23 protein-coding genes and 1 pseudogene are annotated in these 24,256 nt (G+C 67.7%); 16 read left to right on the top strand and 8 right to left on the bottom strand.

Annotated features, from left to right (window positions below):
• Positions 1 to 101 precede the first annotated feature (101 nt).
• The 3 genes and pseudogenes from RMN86_RS08640 to RMN86_RS08630 all read right to left on the bottom strand — a co-directional run bounded on the left by RMN86_RS08640 (position 102) and on the right by RMN86_RS08630 (position 2,368).
• Complete coding sequence (locus RMN86_RS08640; protein ID WP_309605470.1) at positions 102 to 1,199, bottom strand: glycosyltransferase family 1 protein; 1,098 nt, start codon at positions 1,197 to 1,199, stop codon at positions 102 to 104.
• 126 nt (positions 1,200 to 1,325) lie between these two features.
• Positions 1,326 to 1,514: pseudogene (locus RMN86_RS08635) on the bottom strand (TetR/AcrR family transcriptional regulator); the annotation flags it as partial.
• Positions 1,515 to 1,558: 44 nt separating this feature from the next.
• Positions 1,559 to 2,368, bottom strand: a complete 810-nt coding sequence (locus RMN86_RS08630) for a UDP-2,3-diacylglucosamine diphosphatase (RefSeq protein ID WP_309605426.1) — start codon at positions 2,366 to 2,368, stop codon at positions 1,559 to 1,561.
• A 165-nt stretch (positions 2,369 to 2,533) separates the two neighbouring features.
• On the opposite strand from RMN86_RS08630, the gene RMN86_RS08625 reads away from it, so the two are divergent.
• Positions 2,534 to 3,184 (top strand): TetR family transcriptional regulator, encoded by a 651-nt coding sequence (locus tag RMN86_RS08625; protein WP_309605425.1) that lies wholly within the window; start codon positions 2,534 to 2,536, stop codon positions 3,182 to 3,184.
• 63 nt (positions 3,185 to 3,247) lie between these two features.
• On the opposite strand, the gene RMN86_RS08620 is transcribed toward RMN86_RS08625, so the two are convergent.
• On the bottom strand, positions 3,248 to 5,347 hold the full coding sequence (locus tag RMN86_RS08620) for a redoxin family protein (RefSeq protein ID WP_309605424.1): 2,100 nt from the start codon (positions 5,345 to 5,347) through the stop codon (positions 3,248 to 3,250).
• Between the two features lie 214 nt (positions 5,348 to 5,561).
• On the opposite strand from RMN86_RS08620, the gene RMN86_RS08615 reads away from it, so the two are divergent.
• Positions 5,562 to 6,965 (top strand): amino acid permease, encoded by a 1,404-nt coding sequence (locus tag RMN86_RS08615; protein ID WP_309605423.1) that lies wholly within the window; start codon positions 5,562 to 5,564, stop codon positions 6,963 to 6,965.
• Between the two features lie 85 nt (positions 6,966 to 7,050).
• Entirely contained in the window at positions 7,051 to 8,637 is a 1,587-nt protein-coding gene (locus RMN86_RS08610; RefSeq protein WP_309605422.1) for an MATE family efflux transporter, read from the top strand.
• Here RMN86_RS08610 and RMN86_RS08605 read toward each other — a convergent pair.
• Positions 8,579 to 9,802 carry a serine hydrolase domain-containing protein gene (locus RMN86_RS08605; RefSeq protein WP_309605421.1) on the bottom strand — a complete coding sequence of 408 codons (1,224 nt, stop codon included), beginning with the start codon at positions 9,800 to 9,802 and terminating at the stop codon, positions 8,579 to 8,581. The genes RMN86_RS08610 and RMN86_RS08605 overlap by 59 nt on opposite strands.
• A gap of 174 nt (positions 9,803 to 9,976) precedes the next feature.
• On the opposite strand from RMN86_RS08605, the gene RMN86_RS08600 reads away from it, so the two are divergent.
• The 6 genes from RMN86_RS08600 (at position 9,977) to RMN86_RS08575 (ending at position 17,590) form a co-directional block, all read left to right on the top strand.
• Positions 9,977 to 11,299 carry an acyl-CoA dehydrogenase family protein gene (locus RMN86_RS08600; protein WP_309605420.1) on the top strand — a complete coding sequence of 441 codons (1,323 nt, stop codon included), beginning with the start codon at positions 9,977 to 9,979 and terminating at the stop codon, positions 11,297 to 11,299.
• Between the two features lie 149 nt (positions 11,300 to 11,448).
• Positions 11,449 to 13,200: a class I adenylate-forming enzyme family protein gene (locus RMN86_RS08595; protein ID WP_309605418.1), complete on the top strand. Its 1,752-nt coding sequence runs from the start codon at positions 11,449 to 11,451 to the stop codon at positions 13,198 to 13,200.
• Positions 13,197 to 13,781, top strand: a complete 585-nt coding sequence (locus RMN86_RS08590; protein ID WP_309605416.1) for an NADPH-dependent FMN reductase — start codon at positions 13,197 to 13,199, stop codon at positions 13,779 to 13,781. The genes RMN86_RS08595 and RMN86_RS08590 overlap by 4 nt, the downstream gene beginning before the upstream one ends.
• Positions 13,778 to 14,941, top strand: a complete 1,164-nt coding sequence (ribB, locus tag RMN86_RS08585) for a 3,4-dihydroxy-2-butanone-4-phosphate synthase (RefSeq protein WP_309605415.1) — start codon at positions 13,778 to 13,780, stop codon at positions 14,939 to 14,941. Before RMN86_RS08590 ends, ribB begins: the two co-directional genes overlap by 4 nt.
• Before the next feature lie 63 nt (positions 14,942 to 15,004).
• Positions 15,005 to 16,759, top strand: coding sequence for a M10 family metallopeptidase C-terminal domain-containing protein (locus RMN86_RS08580; RefSeq protein ID WP_309605414.1), 1,755 nt, complete (start codon positions 15,005 to 15,007; stop codon positions 16,757 to 16,759).
• Between the two features lie 129 nt (positions 16,760 to 16,888).
• Positions 16,889 to 17,590 (top strand): cell cycle transcriptional regulator TrcR, encoded by a 702-nt coding sequence (locus RMN86_RS08575; protein ID WP_309605413.1) that lies wholly within the window; start codon positions 16,889 to 16,891, stop codon positions 17,588 to 17,590.
• 66 nt (positions 17,591 to 17,656) lie between these two features.
• Here the strand turns inward: RMN86_RS08575 and rplS are convergent, their stop codons facing one another.
• Positions 17,657 to 18,046: a 50S ribosomal protein L19 gene (rplS, locus tag RMN86_RS08570; protein WP_309605412.1), complete on the bottom strand. Its 390-nt coding sequence runs from the start codon at positions 18,044 to 18,046 to the stop codon at positions 17,657 to 17,659.
• Positions 18,047 to 18,067: 21 nt separating this feature from the next.
• The gene (trmD, locus tag RMN86_RS08565) at positions 18,068 to 18,778 is read right to left on the bottom strand and encodes a tRNA (guanosine(37)-N1)-methyltransferase TrmD (RefSeq protein WP_309605411.1); all 711 of its coding nucleotides are present in this window, start codon (positions 18,776 to 18,778) and stop codon (positions 18,068 to 18,070) included.
• A gap of 76 nt (positions 18,779 to 18,854) precedes the next feature.
• Between trmD and RMN86_RS08560 the strand changes: the two genes are divergently transcribed.
• Positions 18,855 to 19,715: an acyl-CoA thioesterase II gene (locus RMN86_RS08560; RefSeq protein WP_309605469.1), complete on the top strand. Its 861-nt coding sequence runs from the start codon at positions 18,855 to 18,857 to the stop codon at positions 19,713 to 19,715.
• Between the two features lie 77 nt (positions 19,716 to 19,792).
• Positions 19,793 to 20,251 (top strand): cupin domain-containing protein, encoded by a 459-nt coding sequence (locus RMN86_RS08555; RefSeq protein ID WP_309605410.1) that lies wholly within the window; start codon positions 19,793 to 19,795, stop codon positions 20,249 to 20,251.
• A gap of 25 nt (positions 20,252 to 20,276) precedes the next feature.
• Here the strand turns inward: RMN86_RS08555 and RMN86_RS08550 are convergent, their stop codons facing one another.
• Positions 20,277 to 20,702, bottom strand: coding sequence for a c-type cytochrome (locus RMN86_RS08550; RefSeq protein WP_309605409.1), 426 nt, complete (start codon positions 20,700 to 20,702; stop codon positions 20,277 to 20,279).
• A 240-nt stretch (positions 20,703 to 20,942) separates the two neighbouring features.
• Between RMN86_RS08550 and RMN86_RS08545 the strand changes: the two genes are divergently transcribed.
• Genes RMN86_RS08545 through RMN86_RS08525 form a run of 5 tightly spaced genes read left to right on the top strand, consistent with a single transcriptional unit; the run spans position 20,943 to position 24,252 of the window.
• Positions 20,943 to 22,088, top strand: coding sequence for an amine dehydrogenase large subunit (locus RMN86_RS08545; protein ID WP_309605408.1), 1,146 nt, complete (start codon positions 20,943 to 20,945; stop codon positions 22,086 to 22,088).
• Between the two features lie 2 nt (positions 22,089 to 22,090).
• Positions 22,091 to 22,657 carry a MauE/DoxX family redox-associated membrane protein gene (locus RMN86_RS08540; protein ID WP_309605407.1) on the top strand — a complete coding sequence of 189 codons (567 nt, stop codon included), beginning with the start codon at positions 22,091 to 22,093 and terminating at the stop codon, positions 22,655 to 22,657.
• On the top strand, positions 22,654 to 23,247 hold the full coding sequence (locus RMN86_RS08535) for a redoxin family protein (protein ID WP_309605406.1): 594 nt from the start codon (positions 22,654 to 22,656) through the stop codon (positions 23,245 to 23,247). Before RMN86_RS08540 ends, RMN86_RS08535 begins: the two co-directional genes overlap by 4 nt.
• A 16-nt stretch (positions 23,248 to 23,263) precedes the next feature.
• On the top strand, positions 23,264 to 23,800 hold the full coding sequence (locus RMN86_RS08530; protein ID WP_309605405.1) for a methylamine dehydrogenase light chain: 537 nt from the start codon (positions 23,264 to 23,266) through the stop codon (positions 23,798 to 23,800).
• A 2-nt stretch (positions 23,801 to 23,802) separates the two neighbouring features.
• On the top strand, positions 23,803 to 24,252 hold the full coding sequence (locus tag RMN86_RS08525) for a cytochrome c (protein WP_309605404.1): 450 nt from the start codon (positions 23,803 to 23,805) through the stop codon (positions 24,250 to 24,252).
• The last annotated feature ends 4 nt before the right edge of the window (positions 24,253 to 24,256 follow it).

Genomic DNA, 24,256 nt, shown 5'->3' with positions numbered 1-24,256 from the left:
CGGGAAAGAACAGGGTGGTCGCTTATATCTGGAGCCCCATCTCCTCCACTCAGATTGAGCCAACCTGAGTGGGACAGGCTCCTAGCCCAGGCTTGACGGGCTCAGGCCACTTCGGGCCTACGCCGCCGCACCCGGGCGAGCCGCCGCAGGCGCCGCCAGAACCGGGTCTTCTCTGGCTCGGGATAGGGCTGCAGGTTGCGCAGGAAATCCTCGGCGCAGGCCCGCCAGGAAAAGGTCTCGGCGAAGGCGCGGACCACGGCGCGATCGCAGGACAGCGCCTCCAGGCACGCCTCGCGCAGGCCCTCCGTGGCGCTGGCGGCCAGCTTGCCCGCGGCGGAGTTGGGGATGATGTCGATCGGGCCGGGGGCGGGGTAGGCGGCCACTGGGGTGCCGCAGGCCATGGCTTCCAGGATCACCAGACCGAAGGTGTCGGTGAGCGACGGAAACACGAAGACGTCCGCACCGGCGAAATAGGCCGCCAGCTCTTCGCCCCCCTTGGATCCGACGAACACGGCCCGCGGATAGCGCGCTTCCAGCTCCTCCTTCTGCGGCCCGGGGCCGACCACCACCTTGGTTCCGGGCAGGTCGAGGCCGAGGAAGGCTTCGATATTCTTTTCCACCGCCACCCGGCCGACCGACAGGAAGATCGGCCGCGCCATCCCCTCATAGGGGTCGAGGTCACCGGGGCGCCGCGCATGGAAGACCTCGGTATCGACTCCGCGCGACCAGGCGGAAATGTTGCGGAATCCATGGCCGGCGAGCTCGTCGCGCATCGTCGGCGTGGCCACCATCAGCCGCCCCGACGGCTTGTGGAACCACCGCATGTAGGCGTAGCCGGCGGCCAGCGGCAGCGGCAGGCGGGCGGAGACATATTCCGGGAACCGCGTGTGATAGCTGGTGGTGAAGGGCAGCTTCCATTCCACGCAAATGCGCCGCGCGGCGAGCCCGATGGGACCTTCGGTGGCGATGTGGATGGCTTCCGGCTCGAAGGCCTTGAAGCGTTCCTGCACCGGCTCATAGACCCCGATCGCCACCTTGATCTCGGCATAGGTGGGCAGCGGGAAGGTCTTGAACTGGTCGGGGCTGATCACCTCGACCATGTGACCCATGGCGCGCAGCTCGGCGACCACGCGGGTGAGCGTGCGCACCACGCCGTTGACCTGGGGCTCCCAGGCGTCGGTGGCCACCAGGATGCGCATTGGCCGGCCGGCGTCGTGCGGGGCATTGATCGCCTCGCGGATGCGCGGCAGCGAGCGGGGCGGCCTGGGCGCCTGCGGCGGAACCACGGCCTGGGTCTGCATCCAGGTCCAGAAGGCGCCCAGCAGGGCTTCCTTGGTGGGATAGTGGCGATAGACCGTCCGCTCGCCGACGCCTGCGTCGCGGGCGATATCAGCGAAGCTGAGATCCTCCAGCGGCCCGGCTTCGAGCTGGCGGCCCACCGCGCGAAGGATCTGTTCGCGTGTCTCCTGGCGCTGCCGCTCGCGAAGGTTCGTGGCCGGCAAGGGAGATTTCATGACAGCGCCACTGTCACAAGTTCCTCAGGACTGTCAATCGGCTGTCAGGCGGCCCGGGGCGCGGCGGCGGGGAGGGGCGCCAGCGCGAGCGCCGCCGCCCGCTGGCGGACCTTGGCCCAGTCCAGGATCTCCATGCGGCCGTCCCTGTGCTCGACCAGGGCGGTGCAGCTTTCCACCCAGTCGCCGTCGTTGATGTAGGCCACCTCGCCGATCATCCGGCTTTCGGCCTTGTGAATGTGGCCGCAGATCACGCCGTCGACCCCGCGTCGGCGGGCCTCGGCGGCGACCGCCTGCTCGAAATTCTCGATGAACTGCAGCGCTTTCTTCACCCGCGTCTTGGCGAAGGCCGAGAAACTCCAGTAGCCGAACCCGAGTCTGCGGCGGACCTGGTTGATCGCGGTGTTAGAGGCCAGAAGGGCGCGATAGGCCCAGTCGCCCAACAGCGCCAGCCATCGGGCGTGCTGCACGACTGCGTCGAACTCGTCGCCGTGGATCACCAGGAAACGCCGGCCGTCGGCGGCCTCGTGAATCGCGTCGCGCGCCACCACCACGCCGCCGAAATGCACGCCGCAAAAATTGCGGATCTGATCGTCGTGATTGCCGGGAATATAGATCACGCCCACGCCCTTGCGGGCCAGACGCAGGATCTTCTGCACCACGTCGTTGTGCGACTGCGGCCAGTACCAGCCCGATTTCAGCTTCCAGCCGTCGACGATGTCGCCGACGAGGTAGAGGGTCTCGCACTCCATTGCGCGGATGAAATCGAGCAGCATCTCGGCCTGGCATCCGCGCGTGCCCAGATGCACATCGGAGATGAACACGCTGCGATAGCGGTGGAGTGCAGCCTCGGTCAATTGACACCCTGATCGCCCAGTTGACGGGCACGTTTGGCCTGATTCCATGTCAGTTTTGCGAAACCCGGCTGATCTTCTGGCGCCGGCGTGGATTTTCCTGCTAGACCCTGGGACGATCCGCACCGGCGACGGCCCAGGTTGGCGGGTCGCCCGAGACGGGGTTCCATGGACGCCACCACCTATCCGGCGAAGGCGACGCCGAAGTCGCTTCGCACGCGCCAGAGAATTCTCGACGCGACCATGCGGCTGTTCGCCGAGGTCGGCTATGGCGCCGCCTCCAACAGCGTGATCGCCGCCGCCGCGAAGCTGACGCGCGGCGCCATGCTCTACCATTTCGCGACGCGGGAAGAGTTGGTCGAGGGCGCGGTCGCGCATATCGAGCTGGCCCGCGCCAAGCTGTTCGAGCAGGCCGCGCGGGCTTCGAGCGCTCAGTTGGCCGCCGGCGCCGGCCTGGACGCCTCCGAACAGGCGATCGACGCCTATTGGGCGCTGCTGCACGAGATCCCCTTCGTGGCCTTTGCCGAGCTGGAGGCCGCCGCCCGCACCGATCCGATGCTCAAGGCCCGCCTGGCCGCGGCCCAGGCCGCGTTCGACCACGCCCAGGTCGGCGAGCGTTTCGGCGCCCTGGCCCAGGCCGGCGCCGACCCCCGGTTTCAGACCAGCCGCGACCTCGGCCGCTTCCTGCTGGAGGGCCTGGCGCGGGGCGCCATGACCTATGACCAGGCGGCCCGCCGCGACCGGCTGCTGGCGGTCGTCAAGCGCGCGGTGCGCATGCTCAACCGCAAGGGCGGAATCCACGACCTGTGGGGCGAATAGCCGTCCAAAAGAAAAGGCCCGGAGCTTTCGCCCCGGGCCCTGGCTCAACCTCTCGGTCGAGATCTATTTCCCACCGCGGGTCGCCGCGGGGGGGGCGGTTGACGCGGGCGCCTTCGGCGTTTCGGCCGAGGCTTCGCGCTTGCGGCGCTGGCCGCCCATCATCTTCTGCATCGCCGCCAGCTCGTCCTTGTCGAGCGCGCCGTCGTGGTTCTTGTCGAGCACGTCGAAATATTTGGCGATCATGTCACCCATCTGGCCCTTGAGTTCGGCCTTCTGGATCTTCCCATCGATATTCTGGTCCAGCATGCCAAGGATACGGTCCTGGTCCAGGTCCTTGTCGAAGTCGTTCATCTTCGCGGAAGTCTCACCGATCCAGCGGTAGCGGAGCGCGGTGTAGAACATCTCCTCCCAGGACTGATCGCCCCAGACCACGGTCTTGTTCGGATCGGGGTTGTTCGGGTTGCGCTTGGAGTTGTCGTAGATGAAGTGGGCGATCAGCTTCGAGCCCGCGGGCACCTTTACCGGCTCGGCGAAGGTGTAGGCGCGCTGCCAGCTGAAATCGTAACGGGGCAGGGAGAGCAGGAGCCTGTCCTTGCCGTCCGGCGTACGCAGCCACAGGTCCGCCGACGCCCCGCGATAGTGGGCGTGCGGGAAGGCCGAATAGAGCAGCATCTCGTGCGGGATATTGAGGTAGGTGGTTTCCAGATGGTGCCCGTCATTTGGCGGCAGGACGATCGAGTTGTTCACGATCACCGAGTTGTGCATCACCATCTCGGGCTTCTCGTTGGCCTTGTAGAAATAGAGCGCGACCTGGCTGTGGTCGGTCACTTCCTTGCCGAACGGCGTATAGTGGGTCTGAAAACCGACAGCCCCGCCCGGGGGCAGGTAGGCGCCCACGTTCTTCGGCGCGATCTCGCTCTCGGCGCCGACGGCGTAGCCGCCGACCGAAACGCCCCATTTGTTCTCGAACGCCTGGCCAGGCTTGGGGACCTCGGTCATGTAGCCGGTCAGGATGTGGTGCACGCCCTGGCGGCTTTCGACCTTGATGGTCGAGGCGCGAAGCCACTTGCCCTCGGTCAGCGGGTTGATCGCGTAGGGGTGCTGATAGTCCACCACGCCCGAGGCCGGGATCGTGTAGGCGGGGACGTTCAGGACGAGGTCCGGCTTGCCCAGCGGCCACTCCGGCGCGACGTGCTTCTTGGCGCCCAGCGGGTCGACGCCGTCGCCGCGTGGCGCGCCGGCCTCCACCCAATGGACGATCGTCTTGATCTCCTTGGGCGTCAGGCTCTTGTCGTCGGAGAACTTACCCACATGGGGGTCGGCGTTGTAGGGCGGCATCCGGTCGGTGCGGATCACCTCGCGGATCATCGGCGAGAAGCCCTTGACCATGGCGTAGTTGGTCATGGCGAACGGGCCGATGCCGCCTTCCTCGTGGCAGGCCACGCACTTGGCCTCCAGGATCGGGGCGACGTCCTTGACGTAGGAAATCCTGGTCGCCGCGGCCTTGCCGCGTTCGGGGAAGTCCACCAGGCAGCCCTTGGAGGCCTGGGTCGCGGCCGGCGCCGGCTTGCCGGCCAGTACGGCGGCGAGCGCATCGTTGGCGAATTCCTTGGTCGCGGCTTTCTGCACGCCATAGTCGGCGGCGTCGCTCACCGGACCGTGGTAGGCGACCTTCCAGGTTTTCGGAGTGATCACGAACACCTCGGCGGTTCGCGTGACGCCCAGCGCCTCGCCGACCAGCTGGTTGGAGTCCATCAGGATCGGGATGTCGATGCCGTATTCCTTGGCCTCGGCGGCGATGGCGTCGCGGCTGTCCTGCAGGTTCGAGTCGACCAGGAACATCTCGACCCCCTGGGCGGCGTACCGGTCGCGCAGCGCCTTCAGCGCCGGCACCATGGACCGCGCGATCGGGCAGCCGACGCCGGTCGAGACCAGCACGATCGCCTTGTCGTCGGCCATCCGGTAGAGGTCGTGAGCCTCCAGCTTCTGGGCGTCCACCAGCATGAAATTGTCGATTGTGGCCGGCGTCGGCGCGGCCATGGCCTCGGCCCCCGCCGCGACCTGGGCATGATCCAGCGCGCTCTGCGCGCCGTTCGTGGAGCAGCCATAGACCAGGGCGGCGCTCGCCAGCAGACCCAGCACGCCAATTCGCGCAGACAGCATTGGAAATATCCTCCCCAGGAAACGGGCTCTTGCGGTTTCCCGGGCAAATATCCGCGGAACACCTATCATCGGCTTAACTTAACACCGTTAAGGGGCCGGAATCCACAGACTGTTGGTTTCAAATTTGTCATGTTGAGCCCCGGCTGGGGCGCAGGGCCTTGGGCGGACGCACGGCGCGGACCTGGCGCCGGTTCGTAGCCTGGGAGGGACGCCCATGAGCTTTGTCACACGCCGGAAGCCCATCGCTGCGGAAGCCGCCGCCGGCGCCCATGGCCTGAAGAAGACCTTGAGCTGGCCGCATCTGATGGCGCTGGGAGTGGGCGCGATCATCGGCACCGGCATCTACACCCTGACCGGCGTCGCCGCCGGACTGGCCGGGCCCGCGGTGATCCTATCGTTCGCCGTGGCCGGGGCGGTGTGCGCGGTGGCCGCGCTGAGCTATGCCGAAATGGCCAGCCTGATGCCGCACGCCGGCAGCGCCTATTCCTATGCCTACGCCACCCTGGGCGAACTGATCGCCTGGGTGATAGGCTGGAGCCTGATCCTCGAATACACCCTGGTCTGCAGCGCGGTTTCCGTCGGCTGGTCGGGCTATGCCGCCGGGCTGATCGAACAGGCGCATTGGGCCGTCCCCAAGGCGTTGCTGGCGGGACCCGAGGCCGGAGGTCTGGTCAATCTGCCGGCGGTGGTCATCGCGCTGGCGGTCACCGGCATGCTGCTGGTCGGCACCCGGGAGAGTGCGACGGTCAATTTCATCCTGGTGTGCATCAAGCTGTTGGCGCTGGCGGCCTTCGTGGCGCTGACCCTGCCGAGCTTCGACGCCAGCCACTTCCACCCCTTCGCGCCGTTCGGCTATGCGGCGCACGAGATCGACGGCAAGAAGTACGGGGTGATGGGCGCCGCGGCGATCATCTTCTTCGCCTTCTACGGGTTTGACGCCATCTCCACCGCCGCCGAGGAGACCAAGAACCCGCGGCGCGACCTGACCATCGGCATCCTCGGCTCGATGGTGCTGTGCACGCTGATCTACATGGTGGTCGCCGCCTGCGCCCTGGGCGCCTCGCCCTATGAGGTGTTTTCCAAGAGCGGCGAACCCCTGGCCTTCGTGCTGCGGCAACTGCATCGGCCGGCCGCCGCCGCGGTGATCGCCGGCGCCGCGGTGGTCGCCATGCCGACGGTGATCATGGTGTTCATGTTCGGCCAGAGCCGGGTGTTCTTCGCCATGGCCCGCGATGGCCTGCTGCCGCGCGGGCTGGCGCGGGTCAGCTCGCGCGGCGTGCCCAGCACGGTCACCATCCTGACCGGGGTCATCGCCGCGGTGATCGCCGGCGTGATGCCGCTGTCGGAGATCGCCGCGCTGGCCAACGCCGGCACCCTGGCCGCCTTCATCGCCACCACGCTGGCCGTCCTGGCGCTGCGCCGCGCCATGCCCGACCTGGCGCGGCCGTTCCGCACGCCGTTGATCTGGCTGGTCGGCCCGGCCGGCATCGCGGGCTGCCTCTATCTGTTCACCAGCCTCTCGGCCAAGACGATGATCTTCTTTGGGGTCTGGAATGTCGTCGGCGTGGTTGTTTACCTGATCTACGGCCGCACGCGGAGCCAGCTCGCCGCCGCCTGAAGCGCAACGCGCCTTGCGCGGTTTTCGGACGCGGGGCCGAAAGCGGTGCTTTGCGTGACGTGGGGTTGAGGTCTATCCCCAACCGATGACCGCAACCGGCGCCGCAGCTCGCAGACCAGGACCCCCGGGGGGGCCGCCGACGGGGGGCTTTCCCGGCCGCAAGGGCCCGGACCTGACCATCGGACCCATCGGGCCGACCCTGATCACTTTCGCCCTGCCAGTGCTGGGCTCCAACATCCTGCAGTCGCTGAACGGCTCGGCCAACGCCGTCTGGGTCAGCCATGTGCTGGGCGAGGCCGCGCTGACCGCCACCTCCAACGCCAACCAGATCTTCTTCCTGATGCTGGGCGCGGTGTTCGGGGTCTCGATGGCCGCCAACATCATGATCGGCCAGGCGGTCGGGGCGCGGGATGAGGCCCTGGCCAAGCGGGTGGTGGGCACCTGCACCACCTTCTTCATCGTGCTGTCGTTGGCGGTGGGCGTCGCCGGCGGCATCGCGACGCCACACATCCTGGACGCCATGCGCACCCCGCCCGCCGCGCGGGCCGACGCCATCGCCTATCTGCGGGTGATCTTCGCGGCGATGCCGTTCATGTATTTCTTCAGCTTCATGATGATGAGCCAGCGCGGGACTGGCGACAGTCGCACACCGTTCTATTTCTCGCTGCTGGCCGTCGGCCTCGACGTGATCCTCAACCCGATGCTGATCATCGGCATCGGGCCGTTCCCGAAAATGGGCATCGCCGGCTCGGCGACCTCGACGCTGATCGCCCAGACCGTCACCCTGGCGGTGATGCTGATCCACCTTTACCGGCGCAGATCCATCCTGGTGGTCCGGCCCCCCGAATGGCGGCTGCTGATCCCCGATTTCACGATCATCCGGTCCCTGGTCACCAAGGGCCTGCCGATGGGCTTCCAGATGATGGTCATCAGCCTGGCGGCGGTGACCATGATGAGCTTCGTTAACCGCTATGGCGTGCACACCTCGGCGGCCTATGGCGCGGCGGCGCAGCTGTGGACCTATATCCAGATGCCGGCCATGGCACTGGGCGCCGCGGTTTCCTCGATGGCCGCCCAGAACGTCGGGGCGGGCAAGATGGACAGGGTCGAGCGGGTGGCGCGGATCGGGGCACTCTATGCGATCCTGTTCACCGGCGTGCCGGTGCTGACCATCTACCTGACCGACCCGTGGGTGCTGCGGGCCTTCCTGCCGGGGGCCAGTCCCTCGCTGCCGATCGCCGTGCATATCAATTCGATCGTCGTCTGGGGCTTCGTGCCGTTTGGGGTGGCGTTCATCTTCTCCGGCATCGTGCGCGCCACCGGCGCGGTCTGGCCGCCGCTGCTGGCGATGATCATCTCGCTTTGGGGCGTACGGATCCCGATGGCCAGGCTGCTCGAGCCGCACATCGGCGCCGACGCCATCTGGTACGCCTTCCCGGTCGGCAGCTCGATGACCTGCCTGCTGGCGGGGGGCTATTTCCTGTGGGGCGGCTGGCGGACGTCGCGCATGCTCGAGGTTACGCCCAGCGCCGACGCCCCTGACACCGGCCTCGGCCAGCCGATGATGGATGAGAGCGAGGCGATCACCGACGAGGAGATCCGCCGCCAGGATCTCAAGCGCGAGACTCCATCAGCGCCGAATAGACCAGGGTCCGAAGCTCCCGCCGGATAGGATAGGTCGAGGACGGCAGCAGCTGGGTCATGAACACCGCGGTGACCTTTTCCACCGGATCGACCCAGAAGGCCGTGGATGCCGCGCCGCCCCAGTAGAACTCGCCCATCGAGCACGGGATCAGGGTTTTGGGCGGATCGAACACCACCGCGAAGCCCAGGCCGAAGCCGACGCCTTCGTTTGTGGCCTCGGAGAAAAGCGAGCGCGACATTTCGGTCAGGTCGCGGCCGCCCGGCAAGTGGTTGGACGCCATCAGCCGCACGGTCATGGGACTGAGGATCCGCGCGCCCTCCAGCTCGCCGCCGTTTACCAGCATGATGGTGAAGCGCAGATAGTCCGCCGCCGTCGAGACCAGGCCGCCACCGCCCGATTCCAGGGCGGGGGGCTTGAGGTAGGAGCTGTCGGCCGGGTCGTCCTGCAGCTTCAGCCCGCCCTGCGGCGTGGCGCTGTAACAGGCGGAAAACCGGTCTCGCTGATCCGGCCGGACGAAGAAGCCGGTGTCGACCATTTTCAGCGGGGAGAAGATTCGCTCGGCCAGCACCTGGCCCAGCGGCTTGCCGGCGAGCTTCTGCACCAGATAGCCGACCACGTCGGTGGACACCGAATAGTTCCAGGCCTCGCCGGGCGAGAACTCCAGCGGCAGGGTGGCGAGCTCGGCGATCATGCCGTCCAGGTCCCGCGCGCCATGCATCTCCTCGACCTTCGCGCGACGATAGGCGGCGTCCACATTGGTGCGGTTCTGGAAGCCATAGGTCAGGCCCGAGGTGTGGCGCAGCAGATCGACCACCTGCATCGGCCGCGCGGGCGGCGTGGTCAGGTAGGGGCCGACGCCGGCCGAAAACACCGCCAGGTCCTTCCAGGCCGGGATATGTCTTGCGACCGGGTCATCCAGAGCGATCAGGCCCTCCTCGACCAGGGTCATCAGCGCCACGCAGGCCAGGGGCTTGGTCATCGAATAGATGCGGAAGACCGTGTCGCCGGTCAGCACCGTCCCGCGCTCGATATCTCGGGTCCCGAGCACCGTCTCGTGGACGATCTCGCCGTCGCGGGCGAGGACGAACTGGGCGCAGGGCATCCGCCCGGGGCCGGTATATTTCTCGGCGAGAAACCGATCGATGCGCGCCAGGCGCTGTGGCGAAAAGCCGTGGGACTTGGCCTTGCTCATGGGACAGCAGCTCCGGTTGCGCCCCCTAATGGCCCCGCCAGGAGCGCGGTCGCAAGGGGCTTTCCCGCACACCGACGACGCCAGCGACATTGCGCAACGCCAGCCCGCGCCCAATACTCGGCTGAGGTCGGAGACATGCCGGCCCGGCGAAAAAGCCGATCAGCGGAGGCGACCATGGCCTGGGATTTCGAGACCGATCCTGAGTTCCAGAAGAAGCTCGACTGGATCGAGGATTTCATGGCCGACGAGGTCGAGCCGCTGTCGCACCTGGGCATGGCCGTCCATGGGCCGCTGGGCCGCGAGAAATTCATCAAGCCGCTGCAGCAGAAGGTCCGAGACCAGGGCCTTTGGGCCTGCCACCTGGGGCCAGACCTGGGCGGTCAGGGCTATGGCCAGCTGAAACTCGGGCTGATGAATGAGAAGCTGGGCCGCAATGGCCTGGCCCCCACCGTCTTTGGCTGCCAGGCGCCCGACAGCGGCAACGCCGAGATCATCGCCCACTACGGCACCGAGGCGCAGAAGCAGCGCTGGCTGTGGCCGCTGCTGAACGGCGAGATCCGATCGGCGTTTTCGATGTCCGAACCCACGGGCGGCTCCGACCCACTGACCTTCAAGACCCGCGCCGTGCTCGACGGCAAGGATTGGGTGATCAACGGCGAGAAGTGGTTCTCCACCAACGCCCGGTTCTCGAAGGTCCTGGTGCTCTATGCGGTCACCGATCCGGACGCCAAGGACCCCTATCGGCGGACCTCGATCTTCCTGGTGCCCACCGATACGCCGGGCGTGGAGATAATCCGCAATGTCGCGGTCGGCGGCGGCGGGGAGATCGGCGGCGGGACCGAGGGCTACGTCCGCTACACCGATGTCCGCCTGCCCTACGACGCCCTCTTGGGTGAGCGCGGCGCGGCTTTCGTCATCGCCCAGGTGCGGCTGGGCGGCGGGCGGGTGCACCATGCCATGCGCACCGTCGGCGCCTGCAGGAACGCGCTCGACCTGATGTGCAAGCGCGCGGTCAGCCGCACCACCCGCGACGGCAGGCTGGCCGACCTGCAGATGGTCCAGGCCGACATCGCCGACAGCTGGATCCAGCTGGAGAGCTTTCGCCTGATGGTGCTGCGCACCGCCTGGCTGATCGACAAGCACCAGGACTATCAGCTGGTCCGCAAGGATATCGCCGCGATCAAGGTGATGATGCCCCGCGTCTATGGCGACATCGCCACCAAGGCCGCCCACCTGCATGGCGCGCTGGGCGTCTCCAACGAGATGCCGTTCATGCACATGGTGACAAGTTCACTGGTCATGGGCATCGCCGATGGCCCCACCGAGGTGCACAAGATCACCCTCGCCAGGCAGGTTCTGAAGGACTACCGCCCCGACAACGACCTGTTCCCCGCCTACCACATCCCCAAGCTGCGCGAGGCGGCCCAGGAGAAGTACGCCACCGAACTGGGCGAGCTGAAAGAGGCCTACGCCAAGCGGGAGAAGTCGCCGGCCTAGGCGAAACCGCCACCCTTTCTATTGTTGCCGTCATCCCGGCCGCAAGGTAGCGGAGAGCCGGGACCCAGAGGGTTCTGCCGTGGCGTCCCCCTGGGTCCCGGATCGCCCCTTCGGGCCGTCCAGGATGACGATTTGTTTGGAGTTGCTACGTGCCCGACGCCGCCTGGCCCGTGATTTCGATCGCCGAGGCCCACGCGCGGCTCACCGCCCCCGGCGAACGTTTCGAAATCGAGGAGATGCCAATCCGGGGCGTTTTGACCCGGGTGTGGAAGAATGCCCCGCCGACCCTGCGCGACGTGTTCCTCAACGCGCGTGGCTTTCCGGATCGCGAGTTCCTGGTCTACGACGACGAACGCGCCACCTACGAAGCTTTCGCCCGCGCCACGTTGACGCTGGCCGCTAGGCTGCGCGCCGACGGGGTGGGCAAGGGCGACCGGGTGGCGGTGGTAATGCGCAACCTGCCGGAGTGGCCGGTGGCCTTCTTCGCTGCGGTCCTCGCCGGCGCCATCGTCACGCCGCTGAACGCCTGGTGGACTGGCCAGGAGCTGGAGTATGGCCTGGCCGATTCCGGGGCCAAAATCGCCGTTGTCGATGATGAGCGGCTGGGGCGGATCGATGACTATCTGGACAGTCTGGCCGATCTGAGGGCGGTCTACGTTTCGCGGCTGACCGCGCCAGCCGCTCACGCTAAGGTCCATCGGCTGGAGGACATCATCGGTCCGGTGAGCGGCTGGAGGGACCTGCCCGACCTGCCGGTCCCCCAGGTTGACCTGGGACCCGAGGACGACGCCACGATCCTCTACACGTCCGGCACCACGGGGCGGCCCAAGGGCGCCTTGGGCACCCACCGCAACATGACCTCGAACATCGCCGCCGGCGGCATCTCGGCGACGCGCAACTTCCTGCGCGCCGGCCAGCCGCCGCCGGAGAGTGATCCGCACAAGCTGCCGCAGCGGGTGACCCTCCTGGTGGTGCCGTTCTTCCACGCCACGGGGCTGTCGGCGACGCTCGGACCGACGATGAATGCCGGCGGCAAGATCGTGCTGATGCGCCGCTGGGACGCCGAGCCCGCCATGCGGCTGATCGAGCGGGAAAAGGTGAGTTCGACGGGGGGCGTGCCGACCATCGCCTGGCAGCTGATCGAGCATCCGGCGCGCGCCGACTACGATCTGTCGTCCCTGGTGGCGGTCACCTATGGCGGCGCGCCCTCCGCGCCGGAGCTGGTGCGCAAGATCGGCGAGACCTTCCCCGGCTCGGCCCCCGGCAATGGCTGGGGGATGACCGAGACCACCGCCACCTTCACCTCGCACCTGGGCCGCGACTACGAGAACCGCCCCGACAGCGCCGGGCCGGCCGCTCCGGTCGGCGAGATGCACGTTCGCGATCCCGCCGACGGCAGGACGATCCTGCCGCAGGGGACCGTGGGCGAACTCTGGGTCAAGGGCCCGCAGGTGGTGAAAGGCTATTGGAACAAGCCCCAGGCCACCGCCGAGACCTTTGTCGACGGCTGGCTTCGAACCGGCGACCTGGCGCGGATCGACGACGAGGGCTTCCTGTTCATCATCGACCGGGCCAAGGACATGCTGATCCGCGGCGGCGAGAACATCTACTGCGTCGAGGTCGAGAACGTGCTGTACGATCACCCCGAGGTGATGGACGCCGCCCTTGTCGGCATCCCGCACAAGACCCTTGGCGAGGAGCCCGGCGCGGTGGTGCATCTGAGACCCGGCGGCTCTGTCACCGAGAGCGACCTGCGCGCCTTCGTCCGCGCGCGGCTGGCCGGCTTCAAGGTTCCGGTGAGGGTGGTCTTCTGGCCCGAGACCCTGCCGCGCAACGCCAATGGGAAGATCCTCAAGAGCGAGCTGAAAAAACTGTTCCTGCCTGAATCCGAATCCGCATGACCGGACCCCTGATCGTCGGTATCGGCGGCACGCCGCGCACGGTCTCCACGACGGAGCGGGCGCTGGCGCTGGCATTGCGCCAGGCCGCGGCGGCCGGGGCGCGGACCAAGCTGTTCGGCGGCGAGTTCCTGGAGCGACTGCCCCACTTCAATCCCGGTCCGGCCGGCCCCAGCCCCGAGCAGGCCGACCTGGTCGCCGCCGTGCGCGGCGCCGACGGAATCATCCTGGCGACGCCCGGCTATCACGGCTCGCTGTCGGGGCTGGTAAAGAACGCGCTGGACACGCTGGAGCTCACCCGCGCCGACCCGCGGCCCTATTTCCATGGTCTGCCTGTGGGGATCATCATCACCGCCGACGGCGCCCAGGCGGGCGGCACCACCTTGATGGCGGTCCGCGCGATCATACATGCCATGCGCGGATGGCCGACGCCGTTCGGGGCGGCGCTGAAGGCGTCGAACCTGTTTGACGAAGGTGGCGAGATCGGCGAGGCGAAGGACGCCGCACAACTGGTCCTGGTCGCCGGTCAGGTCGTGGAGTTCGCCCAGATGCGTCGCGCACAATCGAAGGGAGCCGACCAATGAAGCGTCCCTATCTCGTCCCGCCCGCCAAGGCGTTCGGCGACGACCGCCCGCCGGAGGACGACGACCTGACCTCGGCGATCAGCCCCATCGAGGACATCATCGAGGACGCCCGCAACGGGCGGCCCTACATCCTGGTGGACGCCGAGGATCGCGAGAACGAGGGCGACGTGATCATCCCGGCGCAGTTCGCCACGCCCGAACAGATCAATTTCATGGCCAAGCACGCCCGCGGCCTGATCTGCCTGTCGATCACCGCCGAGCGGGCGCGACAGCTCCGCCTGCCGCCGATGGCCAGCGACAACCAGTCGGGCCATGGCACGGCCTTCACCGTGTCGATCGAGGCGCGCGAAGGGGTCACCACCGGCATCTCCGCCCACGACCGGGCTCACACCATCGCCGTCGCCGTCGATCCGACCAAGGGCGTCGATGACATTGTTTCGCCCGGCCACGTCTTCCCGCTGGTGGCCAAGGACGGGGGCGTTCTGGTCCGCGCCGGTCACACAGAGGCCGCGGTCGACATCTCGCGGCTGGCCGGGCTCAACGCCGCGGGGGTGATCTGCGAGATCATGAAGGACGACGGCTCTATGGCCCGGCTGCCGGACCTGGTGGCCTTCGCCCAGCTGCATGGCATCAAGATCGGAGCCATCGCCGACCTGATCGCCTATCGCCGGCGCACCGAACGCCAGGTGGAGCGCGTGCTGGAAACACCGTTCGATTCAGCCTACGGCGGCCGCTTCCGGATGGTGATCTATCGCAACATCCTGGACGGCACCGAACATGTGGTGCTGACCAAGGGCAAGATCGATCCGGACAGGCCGACGCTGGTGCGCATGCACCGGGTCGACCTGGCCGCCGACATGCTGGGCCATACCGAGGCGCGTCGCGACTATGTGCCGATGGCGCTGGCCGCCATCGCCGCCTACGACGGGGCCGGCGCGGCGGTTTTCATCCGCGACTCCAATCCCGCCTGGCTTTCGGAGCGTTACGGCCAGCCGGACGCCAACCAGAGCGCCAACGTCCTGCGCGACTATGGCGTGGGCGCCCAGATCCTCATCGACCTGGGTGTGCGTGACATGCTGTTGCTGACCTCGTCCAAGACCGTGCTCCCCGGTTCGGCGGGCTACGGCCTGCGGATTCTAGGCCGGGCGCCGCTGGGTTAGAACGAAGGTTGCCAGGGCGCCCAGAAGACGGGACAAGGGGTTGGCTCCCATAGAGTTCCGTTGATGGCGTCCGATACTTTCCCCGGCATGGTCATGACAGCCAACGGCGACGGGTCGCGGCCGGTGTTCCTCGCGCGGGCGGGAGATCCCTATGCGGCGGCCGCCATGACCCTCGATGGCGGCGGCCCCCTGGCCTTCCTCAACGCCGACCAGCGCACCGGGATCGCCGACAACGGCAAGCCCAGCCTGACCATCGATGAGGCGGCGAACAAGCTGATCGGCGGCGCGCCCGGCTGGTCAAGCGCGCTGGGCGTCGGAGCGACGGTGAGCTATGCCTACCGCGCGGACGCGCCTTCCGTGATGCCGGATGATTCCGGTGGGTTCGCGCGGTTCAACATTGGCCAGATCGACCAGGCTGAACTGGCGCTCAGGGCCTGGGCGGATGTCGCCAACATCAGGTTTGTCCGGGTGGGAGCCGGCGATGTCGGCGAGGGCGCCTATTCGAACGCCGCCACAATCCTGTTCGGCGACTACACCACCGGCGTCGCCGGGGCCTCGGCCTTCGCGAAATTTCCGGGCAGCACCAGCTTCAGTTCCTCGGCGGGAGACGTCTGGATCAATTCGACCTACGGCTACAATACCGTTCCGAACCAGGGAAATTACGGCGGCCAGGTGCTGGTGCACGAGCTTGGTCACGCGATCGGCCTGGACCACCCATCCAGCTACAACGCGTCCGCAGGCGTCACCATCACCTACGCCGCGGACGCCAGCTACTATGAGGATAGCCGTCAATACACGGTGATGAGCTATTTCAACGAGTTCAACACCGGCGGTGACTACGGCCCAGTCTACGCCTCCGCGCCGCAGCTGGACGACATCGCCGCAGCCCAGCTAGAGTATGGCCCCAACATGACCGCCCGGACTGGGGATACGGTCTATGGCTTCCATTCCAACGCCGATCAGCCGTGGTACGTCGCCACCTCCAGCGCCACCAACCTGGTGTTCGCCGTCTGGGACGCCGGCGGCAACGACACCCTGGATTTCTCCGGCTACTTCGACAGTCAGGTCATCGACCTGCGCCAGGGCTTTTTCTCCAGTGTCGGTGGCCTGATCGGCAACGTGGTCATCGCCAAGGGCGCCGACATCGAGAACGCCGTGGGCGGTTCGGGACCCGATTCCATCACCGGCAATGCGCTCGCCAATTCCCTGTCGGGCGGCGACGGGGCCGACACCATCGTCGGCGGGGCCGGCAATGACACGATCGACGGCGGGGCGGGGATCAGCTACCTGCGCGGCGGCGACGGCAACGATTCCATCACGGGCGGCGCGGCCTTCGACGACATCAACGGCAACGCCGGAAACGACACCGCCCACGGCAACGGCGGCGACGACTGGGTGGTAGGCGGCAAGGGCGACGATATGCTGTTCGGCGATGCGGGGAACGACATCGTCTGGGGCAATCTGGGCAATGACACCCTCGACGGGGGGGCTGGGAACGACCAGGTGCGCGGCGGCCAGGGCGACGACGTGCTGTTCGGCGGTCCGGGCGACGACTTTCTCTCCGGCGACCGGGGAAACGACACCATCACCGGCGGCCCCGGGGCCGACATCTTCCACACCTCGCAGGACGCCGGCATCGACAAGGTGCTCGACTTCAACCTCAGTGAAGGGGATCGGGTGATGCTGGACCCGGGCACCACCTACACGGTCAGCCAGGTGGGCGCCGACACCATCATCGACATGGGAGCGGGCAACCAGATGATCCTGGTAGGCGTGCAACTCTCCACCCTGACCCCCGGCTGGATCTTCGGAGCCTGAGCGGCGACCGGCGCCAGCGACCGGCGCACACAATCCCGTTTCCTCCCGCGCGGAAGGGGCATATAGATCGCGCCTCACCGCCCGGCCGAAAGGCCGGGCGCCTTCATTTCCGACGCACGGAAAACTCACATGACCACCGACATCCTGATGCCCAAGGCCACCGCCGTCTGGCTGGTGGACAACACCTCGCTGACCTTCGAACAGATCGCCGACTTTTGCGGCCTGCACCCTTTGGAGGTGAAGGGCATCGCTGATGGCGAAGTGGCGCGCGACATCCGCGGCGCCGACCCGATCGCCAACGGCCAGCTGAGCCGCGAGGAACTCGACCTGGCCGAGAAGAACGACAAGCACCGGCTGGTGGCGCTGAAGAGCCGGCACGCGGAATATCTGAAGCCGCAGAAGAAGGCCCCGCGTTACACGCCGGTCTCGCGCCGGCAGGATCGCCCGGACGCCATCGCCTGGTTCCTGCGCAACCACCCAGAGGTGGCCGACAGCCAGCTGGCGCGCATTCTCGGCACCACCAAGGCGACCATCGACCAGGTGCGCAACCGCACGCACTGGAACTCGACCAACATCAAGCCGGTCGATCCGGTGACGCTGGGACTGTCGACTCAATTGGAACTCGACGCCGTGGTCAAGAAGGCGGCCGACAAGAAGGCCAAGGACGACAAGCGCCGCGGCATCGCCGAGCCGGAGGGCCCGACGCTCGCGCCCGCGTCGGAAACCGGGGCGATCCCGGCGGCGCCGACCGACGACCACGCCGACGAGGCCGACCACACCGCCGAATCGGTCTTTGACGACGAGGACGAACACGACGACGCCGACGCCTGAGGGGCGCACGAAAACGGCGGCCGCATCGCTGCGGCCGCCGCTTGAATGGCTGTGGCGCGAGGCGCTCTACGCCTCGGGCGGCGTCTCGGTCACCCGCGCCATGGAGTGCTCGGCGATCCGGGCGGACTTGCCGCGACGATCGCGCAGATAGTAGAGCTTGGCGCGCCGCACGACGCCGCGACGTTTGACTTCGATGCTCTCGATCATCGGGCTCATCACCGGGAACAGCCGCTCGACGCCTTCGCCGAAGCTGATCTTGCGCACGGTGAAGCTCTCGTTGATGCCCTGACCGCCGCGGGCGATGCAGACGCCCTCATAGGCCTGGACACGCTCGCGCTCGCCTTCCTTGATCTTGACGTTCACGCGCACGGTGTCGCCGGGCTGGAACTCGGGGATCTTGCGGGTCGCCAGCAGACGGTCGAATTCTTCCTTCTCGAGGGTCTCGATCATATTCATGGTCTTGTCGTCCTTCCGGGCTTAGTCGCCCTTTGCCTGTTGATTGGCGGATCGCCGCGCCCACAAGTCCGGCCGCTGCTCCCGCGTGGTGGTCTCCCGCTGAGCCTGCCGCCATTTCCGAACCTCGGAATGGTTGCCGCCAAGCAGCACCTCGGGAATATCCAACCCTTCGAACGTCCGCGGCCGGGTAAACTGCGGATGCTCGAGGAGTCCGTCCTCGAAGCTTTCGTCACTCAAACTCTCAGGTTGACCCAGAACCCCCGGGACCAGCCTGACGCACGCCTCGATCGTCACCAGCGCCGCGGCCTCGCCACCGGCCAGAACCGCATCGCCAACCGCGACCTCCTCGAACCCGCGAGTCGCGATGACCCGTTGATCCACCCCCTCGAACCGACCGCAGAGCACGATCAGCCCCGGCCCTTGGGCCCACGCACGCACCCGCGCCTGGGTCAGGGGCCGACCCCGGGCGCTCATATACAAAAGCGGGCGCGCCCGTCGCTCCACGCTGTCCAGCGCCGAGGCGATGACGTCCGCCCGCATCACCTGTCCAGGACCTCCCCCCGCGGGGGTGTCGTCGAGGAAGCCGCGCTTATCTCTGGAAAACCCCCGAATGTCCACCGTTTCCAGGGTCCAGAGCCCTTGGTCGCGCCAGGCGGTCCCGATCAGCGAGACGCCCAGCGGGCCGGGAAAGGCTTCCGGAAACATGGTCAGGACTGTGGCGTCGAACGGCATGGCCGGAGCAAAGGGCCGCCACGAGCGGCGGCGTCAAGTCTTGCTGGCCGGCCGCGCGGAGCGTAAGCGGCGGCACATGGACATCGAGAACCTGACCGAGACGCTGCAGCTTGAGCGGATCGAAGTGAACCTGTTCCGGGGCGTCACCGCCGACAACGCTCCCGGCCGTATCTTCGGCGGCCAGGTGATCGGCCAATCGCTGCTGGCGGCCTATGAGACGGTGGAAGACCGCATCTGCCACTCGCTGCACTGCTATTTCATCCGGCCGGGCGATCCGACCGTGCCGATCGTCTTCGAGGTGGATCGCTCCCGCGACGGCGGCAGCTTCACCACGCGCCGGGTGATCGCCATCCAGCATGGCCAGCAGATTTTCAACCTCGCCGCCTCGTTCATGGAGGCCCAGGACGGCTTCGAACACCAGGCCCCGATGCCGGCCGCCACGCCGTGGGCGGACCTGCCCGACGAGGCGGAGATGCAGGAGGCGGCGATGAAGGATGCGCCGGAGGAGGCGAAGCGCTGGCTGTCGCGGCCCCGGCCCATCGAGATGCGCTCGGTGGACGCGCGCACCTATTTCCAGGGCGGCGTGGCCAGGGATCCGGAGAGCCAGAGCTGGATGCGGGCGCGCGAGCCGATCGGGCCGGACCAGCACATGCATCAGGTGATCCTGGCCTACGCCTCGGACATGAACCTGCTTTCGACCGCCATGCGGCCGCACGGCGTGCATTGGCAGACAAAGGGCTTCCAGTCGGCCAGCCTCGACCACGCCATGTGGTTCCACAAGCCGCTGAACTTCAACGACTGGCACCTCTATGCCCAGGACTCCCCCAGCGCTTCGGGAGGCCGTGGCTTCATCCGCGGCTCGATCTTCGCCGCCGACGGGACCCTGGTGGCCTCGGTGGCCCAGGAAGGCTTGATGCGGATGCGCAAGCCGAAGTGAAGGCCTCTCCCCAGCAATGTGTTCGATAGTGTTGAGCGGCTTTCTTCGACCGGCCCGACCTTGAGTGGAATGACCGCATGCCCAAGATCGACATCGCCCAGGCGCCCACACGCTTCGGATCGGCCTATCCGCCGCCGTTTGACGCGCCGTGCGCCGGTCGCAAGCGCTGGAAGCTGGGCGACGCGGCGGGCTTGACCCAGTTCGGCGTCAACCTGCAGCGGCTCGGCCCCGGCGTCTGGTCGAGCCAGCGGCACTGGCACACCGCCGAGGACGAGTTCGTCTGGGTGGTCTCCGGCGAGGTGGTGCTGGTCACCGACGAGAGCGAACAGGTGCTGCGCGCCGGCGACTGCGCGGGCTTCCCGGCCGGCGCCCCCAACGGCCATCACCTGCAGAACCGTTCGGACGCGGAGGCGGTGCTGCTGGAGGTCGGTTCGCGGCGCGAGGCCGAAGACGGGTGCGACTATCCCGACATCGACATGGTCGCCCACCCAGGCTCCGACCGCTATCACCGCCGGAATGGGACCCCGTACGAATAGGTGCAGGTCTGGGTCAGGCTATCGCCTACTTCAGGGTCCCAAGGTAGGCGATCAGGTCCGCGCGCTGCGTGGCGTCGGCGACGCCGGGCGAGGTCATGGTGATGCCCCGGATGGTCTTGCGCGGCTGGGCGATGAAGGCGTCCAGGGTCTCGGCGTTCCAGATGAGGCCCGAGGTTTTCACCGCGGCCGAATAGGGGAAGTCGCTGACGCTCCCGGCCTTGCGGCCAAACAGGCCGGCCAGACTGGGTCCGGTGACGATCTTGCCGCGGCGGGTGGAATGGCACTCGGCGCATTTGTGCGTGAAAACGACCGCGCCCGCCTTGGCGTCGGCGCTGGCCGTCGCCGGCGCGATCAGCGCCGCAAGGCCGGCGGAGGCGGCGATGCGCCGTGACGCAACGGCCAACGCCCGGCAAGCCAGCCAAGCCTGATCTCGACCCATGATGCGGCGCATTTGGACAGACCCCGACTCACCCAGGCGCCCTGACTTCGAGCCTTGGGCTGAAGGATGCTAGAGCCCGCGCCAGGGGTTGTGAAGCCGACCGTAGGGTCCGCCCAAGTCCTGAGCGCTCGGTCGCGCGCGGGCGCGGCGCGATCGACCCGGGCCAAGCTCGAATTGACGCAGGCTTCAAGGGCTGATCGACTGCGCTAGGGCGGCCCCGTCGATGGACCGGGTGGATTTCGAGGGCGATCAATGTCGGGAACATGGGCCGCCGCGCTGTTGAGTCTGATCGTCCTGGCGCCGTGCGCGGGCAGGGCGCAGACGCCGCCGCCGATCCCGGCCGAGGAGATCTCGGTCGAGAAGGCCATCAAGCCGGGCCCCAACGTCTTCGTCACAACCAGCGCCTGGGCCGGCGCGGGCGCGATCTACGTCTTCTCGGCTGACGACCTGACCTACAAGGGCGACTACGCCACGGGCATGCAGCCGCAGTTCGCCCTGTCGCCTGGCGCCGACACCGGCGTCGTCGCCTCGGCGTTTCCCAAGCGGATCATGTACGGGCCGGTCGAGGCGATCCTCCAGAAGTTCGACGTCGCGACCCTGAAGACGCAGCAGGAAGCGACGATCCTGCCGAAATTCGCACAGGTCTCCCCGCAGCAGGGTCAGATCCAGGTGAGCGCCGATGGCGCGCGCGCCTATGTCCAGAACGCCACCCCGGCCACATCGGTGACGGTGGTCGACCTCAAGTCCGGCAAGGTGACCGCCGAAGTGCCTATTCCCGGCTGCTGGCAGGTCAACCTGGCGCCGGACGGCTCGCATTTCTCGAGCCTGTGCGGCGACGGCTCGATCCTGACGGTGAAGATCGGCCCCGACGGCAAGGCGGCCGGCCAGGCGCGAAGCAAGCCGATCTTCGATGTCGAAAAGGATCCGTTGTTCGCCCAGTCCCAGCGCGTGGACGGCGACCTGACGTTCGTCTCCTACAACGGAGTTTTCTACCGGGTGTCCGACAAGGGCGACACCGCGCGGCTGGTGGACACCTACGCCTTCACCAAGGGCGTCGAGGGCGACTGGGCGCCGGGCGGCTACGCGATCATGGGCTACAGCGCGCCCTATGGGATCATGTTCGTCGCCATGCATTCCGGCGCCAAGGACGGCGGTCATAAGGACGGGTCGGAGGAAATCTGGGCCGTCGACCTGGCGCACAAGGCGGTGCTGTACCGGTCGGTGGCCAAGGGCCTGACCCAGATTGCGGTGTCGCAGGGCAAGATCCCGCTGGTCTTCGGCGTGGCCAGCCACGGCGGCGGCCTGTTCCGCTTTGAGGTCGACCCGACCGCCAGGTTCGCCGCCAAGCTGACGCACCAGATCGCCCTGCGGGACGCCGCGGCGGTGACGGTGCGGTGACGATGATCGGCGACCTCCTGCGCCTTTGCAGCGGCAGTGCGGCGGCGTTCGTCGCTCTCATTTTGCTGCGCGCGGCGCTGCACAAGGCGGCCGACCAGGAGGGGTTCGAAGGCGTCCTGGCCGACTATGGCCTGATCCCCGAGGCGGCCCTGAAGCCGTTGCGCGCGATCGTGCCGGTCTTGGAACTGGCGGCGGCGGTCGCACTTTGCATTGGCCCGGTCCGGGCTGCCGGCGTCGCGCTGGCGAGCGGACTGCTGCTGGTCTACGCCGCCGCGATGACGGCGGCGCTGCGGCAAGGGCGGACGCAGATCGACTGCGGCTGCGGCGGTCCGCCGTCGCCGCTTAGCTGGGGCTTGGTCGGTCGCAACTTCATTTTGACCGCGGCGCTGATCCTGGCGGGCCTCGGCCTTGGTGAATGGCGCACCCTGGGTGAGGCCGGCGTCGGCTGGGCCGTAGCGCTCATCGGCCTGGCCTGCTGGATCGCCTGCGAGCACCTGGCGGCGAATCACCATCGCATCCGACAGGCCTACGCCCCCTCGGCGGCGGACCTCTTCGGAGGCGCGGCATGACGTTGCTGGTATTCGCCGTGGCGGCCCTTTGGGTGCTGGTCCTGGTCCTGGTCACGGTGATCGTGGTGATGCTGCGCCAGATCGGCGTGCTCTACGAGCGGGTCTCGCCGATGGGCGCGATGATGGACCGCGCCGGGCCCCAGGTGGGCGAACCCAGCCCCCGGTTCATGGCGCACAGCCTGACAGGCCCGCCCATCGAGATCGGCGGGGCGAGGGGTCGCGCGCAGCTGGTGTTCTTCCTGTCGCCCACCTGCCCGGTCTGCAAACAGCTCTTGCCGGTGCTGACCAGCATCCGCACCGACGAGAAGGCGTGGCTCGACGTGGTGCTGGCCAGCGACGGCGACCAGGCCAAACATCTGGAGTTCATAGGCCGGCGCCGGCTGACCGCCTTCCCCTATGTCCTGTCGTCGGAGCTGGGCATGGCCTACCGCGTCCAGCGGCTGCCGTTCGCCGTGCTCACCGACAAGACCGGCGTGGTCCGCGCCAAGGGCCTGGTGAACAATCGCGAGCAGCTCGAGAGCCTGTTCAGTGCGTTGAACGCCAACGTGCCGTCCCTCCAGCAATATGCCGCCAACCATGCGGCCGAGTAGAACCGGGAGACCATCGGTGACGAATTTCTTCAACCGGGTCGGAAAGACGCTCGACGAGGCCCTGGTGTCGGGGGCCCGGTCCAGCGCGCGGCGGTTTGGTCGCCGCAGCGCCCTGGCCAGGCTGGGCGGCTTCCTTGTGGGCGGCGCGGTGGTCGCGGCGCTGCCCTTCGACCGCGGGTTCGCGGCCACCGGCGAGAAGCCCGCCCCGATCGACGACGACAAGAGCTGCGACTACTGGCGCTACTGCGCGCTGGACGGGAACCTCTGCACCACCTCCGGCGGGACCAAGACGAGCTGTCCGGTGGGCGCCGAGGCCTCGCAGGTGTCGTGGGTGGGCACCTGCCACAACCCGGGCGACAAGCGCGACTACCTGGTCTCCTACTACGACTGTTGCGGCAAGACCCCCTACTCGGGCGCCCAGTTCTGTCTGCACAGCAAGGGCGAGCGTCCCGGCTATTCCATGGGGCTCTACAACGACATCAACTGGTGCATGGCCAACACCAACAAGGGCTACCACTGCACGGTGGCCATCGTTCTGGGCGTGGCCGAATAGCCATGAGCCGCCGGTCGCTGCTGACTGGCGTGGTGATGGCGGCGCTGATCGCGACGGCCTGGCCAGCGAGCGGCCAGTCGGCGCGGGCCCTGTACCTGCTGAAGTGCTCCGGCTGCCATCGGGCCGACGGCCAGGGCGCGGCGGACGCCGGCGTGCCGCCGTTTCCGGGCTTCATCGGGGAGCTCGCCCGCGATCCGGCGGGCCGCACCTATATGCTGCATGTGCCGGGAGTGGCGAGTTCGGGTCTGAACGACGCCGATCTCTCGAACGTCCTGAACTATCTTGTCGACCGTTGGTCAGCCGCGCCCGCGGACCCGATCCGCCAGTTCACGCCCGTCGAGGTCGCGACCCTGCGCGCCGTCAGCGTCAACGACGTCGTCAGCTATCGCCGCACCCTGGTGGCCCGCCTGCGCAAGACCGGCGCGGCGATCGCGGCCTATCCCTGGCCCTGACGCC

It is taken from the genome of Phenylobacterium sp. (genome assembly GCF_031360265.1).
Classification (GTDB): Bacteria; Pseudomonadota; Alphaproteobacteria; order Caulobacterales; family Caulobacteraceae; genus Phenylobacterium.
The sequence above is the reverse complement of the archived record's forward strand: the minus strand, read 5'-3'. Positions and strand labels throughout refer to the sequence as shown.

Excerpts from the sequence above, each read along its gene's own strand:
- RMN86_RS08640 (WP_309605470.1), bottom strand. The coding sequence starts at position 1,199 with ATGCGCATCCTGGTGGCCACCGACGCCTGGGAGCCCCAGGTCAACGGC.
- RMN86_RS08625 (WP_309605425.1), top strand. The coding sequence starts at position 2,534 with ATGGACGCCACCACCTATCCGGCGAAGGCGACGCCGAAGTCGCTTCGC.
- RMN86_RS08620 (WP_309605424.1), bottom strand. The coding sequence starts at position 5,347 with ATGCTGTCTGCGCGAATTGGCGTGCTGGGTCTGCTGGCGAGCGCCGCC.
- RMN86_RS08615 (WP_309605423.1), top strand. The coding sequence starts at position 5,562 with ATGAGCTTTGTCACACGCCGGAAGCCCATCGCTGCGGAAGCCGCCGCC.
- RMN86_RS08610 (WP_309605422.1), top strand. The coding sequence starts at position 7,051 with ATGACCGCAACCGGCGCCGCAGCTCGCAGACCAGGACCCCCGGGGGGG.
- RMN86_RS08605 (WP_309605421.1), bottom strand. The coding sequence starts at position 9,802 with ATGAGCAAGGCCAAGTCCCACGGCTTTTCGCCACAGCGCCTGGCGCGC.
- RMN86_RS08600 (WP_309605420.1), top strand. The coding sequence starts at position 9,977 with ATGGCCTGGGATTTCGAGACCGATCCTGAGTTCCAGAAGAAGCTCGAC.
- RMN86_RS08590 (WP_309605416.1), top strand. The coding sequence starts at position 13,197 with ATGACCGGACCCCTGATCGTCGGTATCGGCGGCACGCCGCGCACGGTC.
- ribB (WP_309605415.1), top strand. The coding sequence starts at position 13,778 with ATGAAGCGTCCCTATCTCGTCCCGCCCGCCAAGGCGTTCGGCGACGAC.
- RMN86_RS08580 (WP_309605414.1), top strand. The coding sequence starts at position 15,005 with ATGGCGTCCGATACTTTCCCCGGCATGGTCATGACAGCCAACGGCGAC.
- RMN86_RS08575 (WP_309605413.1), top strand. The coding sequence starts at position 16,889 with ATGACCACCGACATCCTGATGCCCAAGGCCACCGCCGTCTGGCTGGTG.
- rplS (WP_309605412.1), bottom strand. The coding sequence starts at position 18,046 with ATGAATATGATCGAGACCCTCGAGAAGGAAGAATTCGACCGTCTGCTG.
- trmD (WP_309605411.1), bottom strand. The coding sequence starts at position 18,778 with ATGCCGTTCGACGCCACAGTCCTGACCATGTTTCCGGAAGCCTTTCCC.
- RMN86_RS08560 (WP_309605469.1), top strand. The coding sequence starts at position 18,855 with ATGGACATCGAGAACCTGACCGAGACGCTGCAGCTTGAGCGGATCGAA.
- RMN86_RS08555 (WP_309605410.1), top strand. The coding sequence starts at position 19,793 with ATGCCCAAGATCGACATCGCCCAGGCGCCCACACGCTTCGGATCGGCC.
- RMN86_RS08550 (WP_309605409.1), bottom strand. The coding sequence starts at position 20,702 with ATGCGCCGCATCATGGGTCGAGATCAGGCTTGGCTGGCTTGCCGGGCG.
- RMN86_RS08545 (WP_309605408.1), top strand. The coding sequence starts at position 20,943 with ATGTCGGGAACATGGGCCGCCGCGCTGTTGAGTCTGATCGTCCTGGCG.
- RMN86_RS08540 (WP_309605407.1), top strand. The coding sequence starts at position 22,091 with ATGATCGGCGACCTCCTGCGCCTTTGCAGCGGCAGTGCGGCGGCGTTC.
- RMN86_RS08535 (WP_309605406.1), top strand. The coding sequence starts at position 22,654 with ATGACGTTGCTGGTATTCGCCGTGGCGGCCCTTTGGGTGCTGGTCCTG.
- RMN86_RS08525 (WP_309605404.1), top strand. The coding sequence starts at position 23,803 with ATGAGCCGCCGGTCGCTGCTGACTGGCGTGGTGATGGCGGCGCTGATC.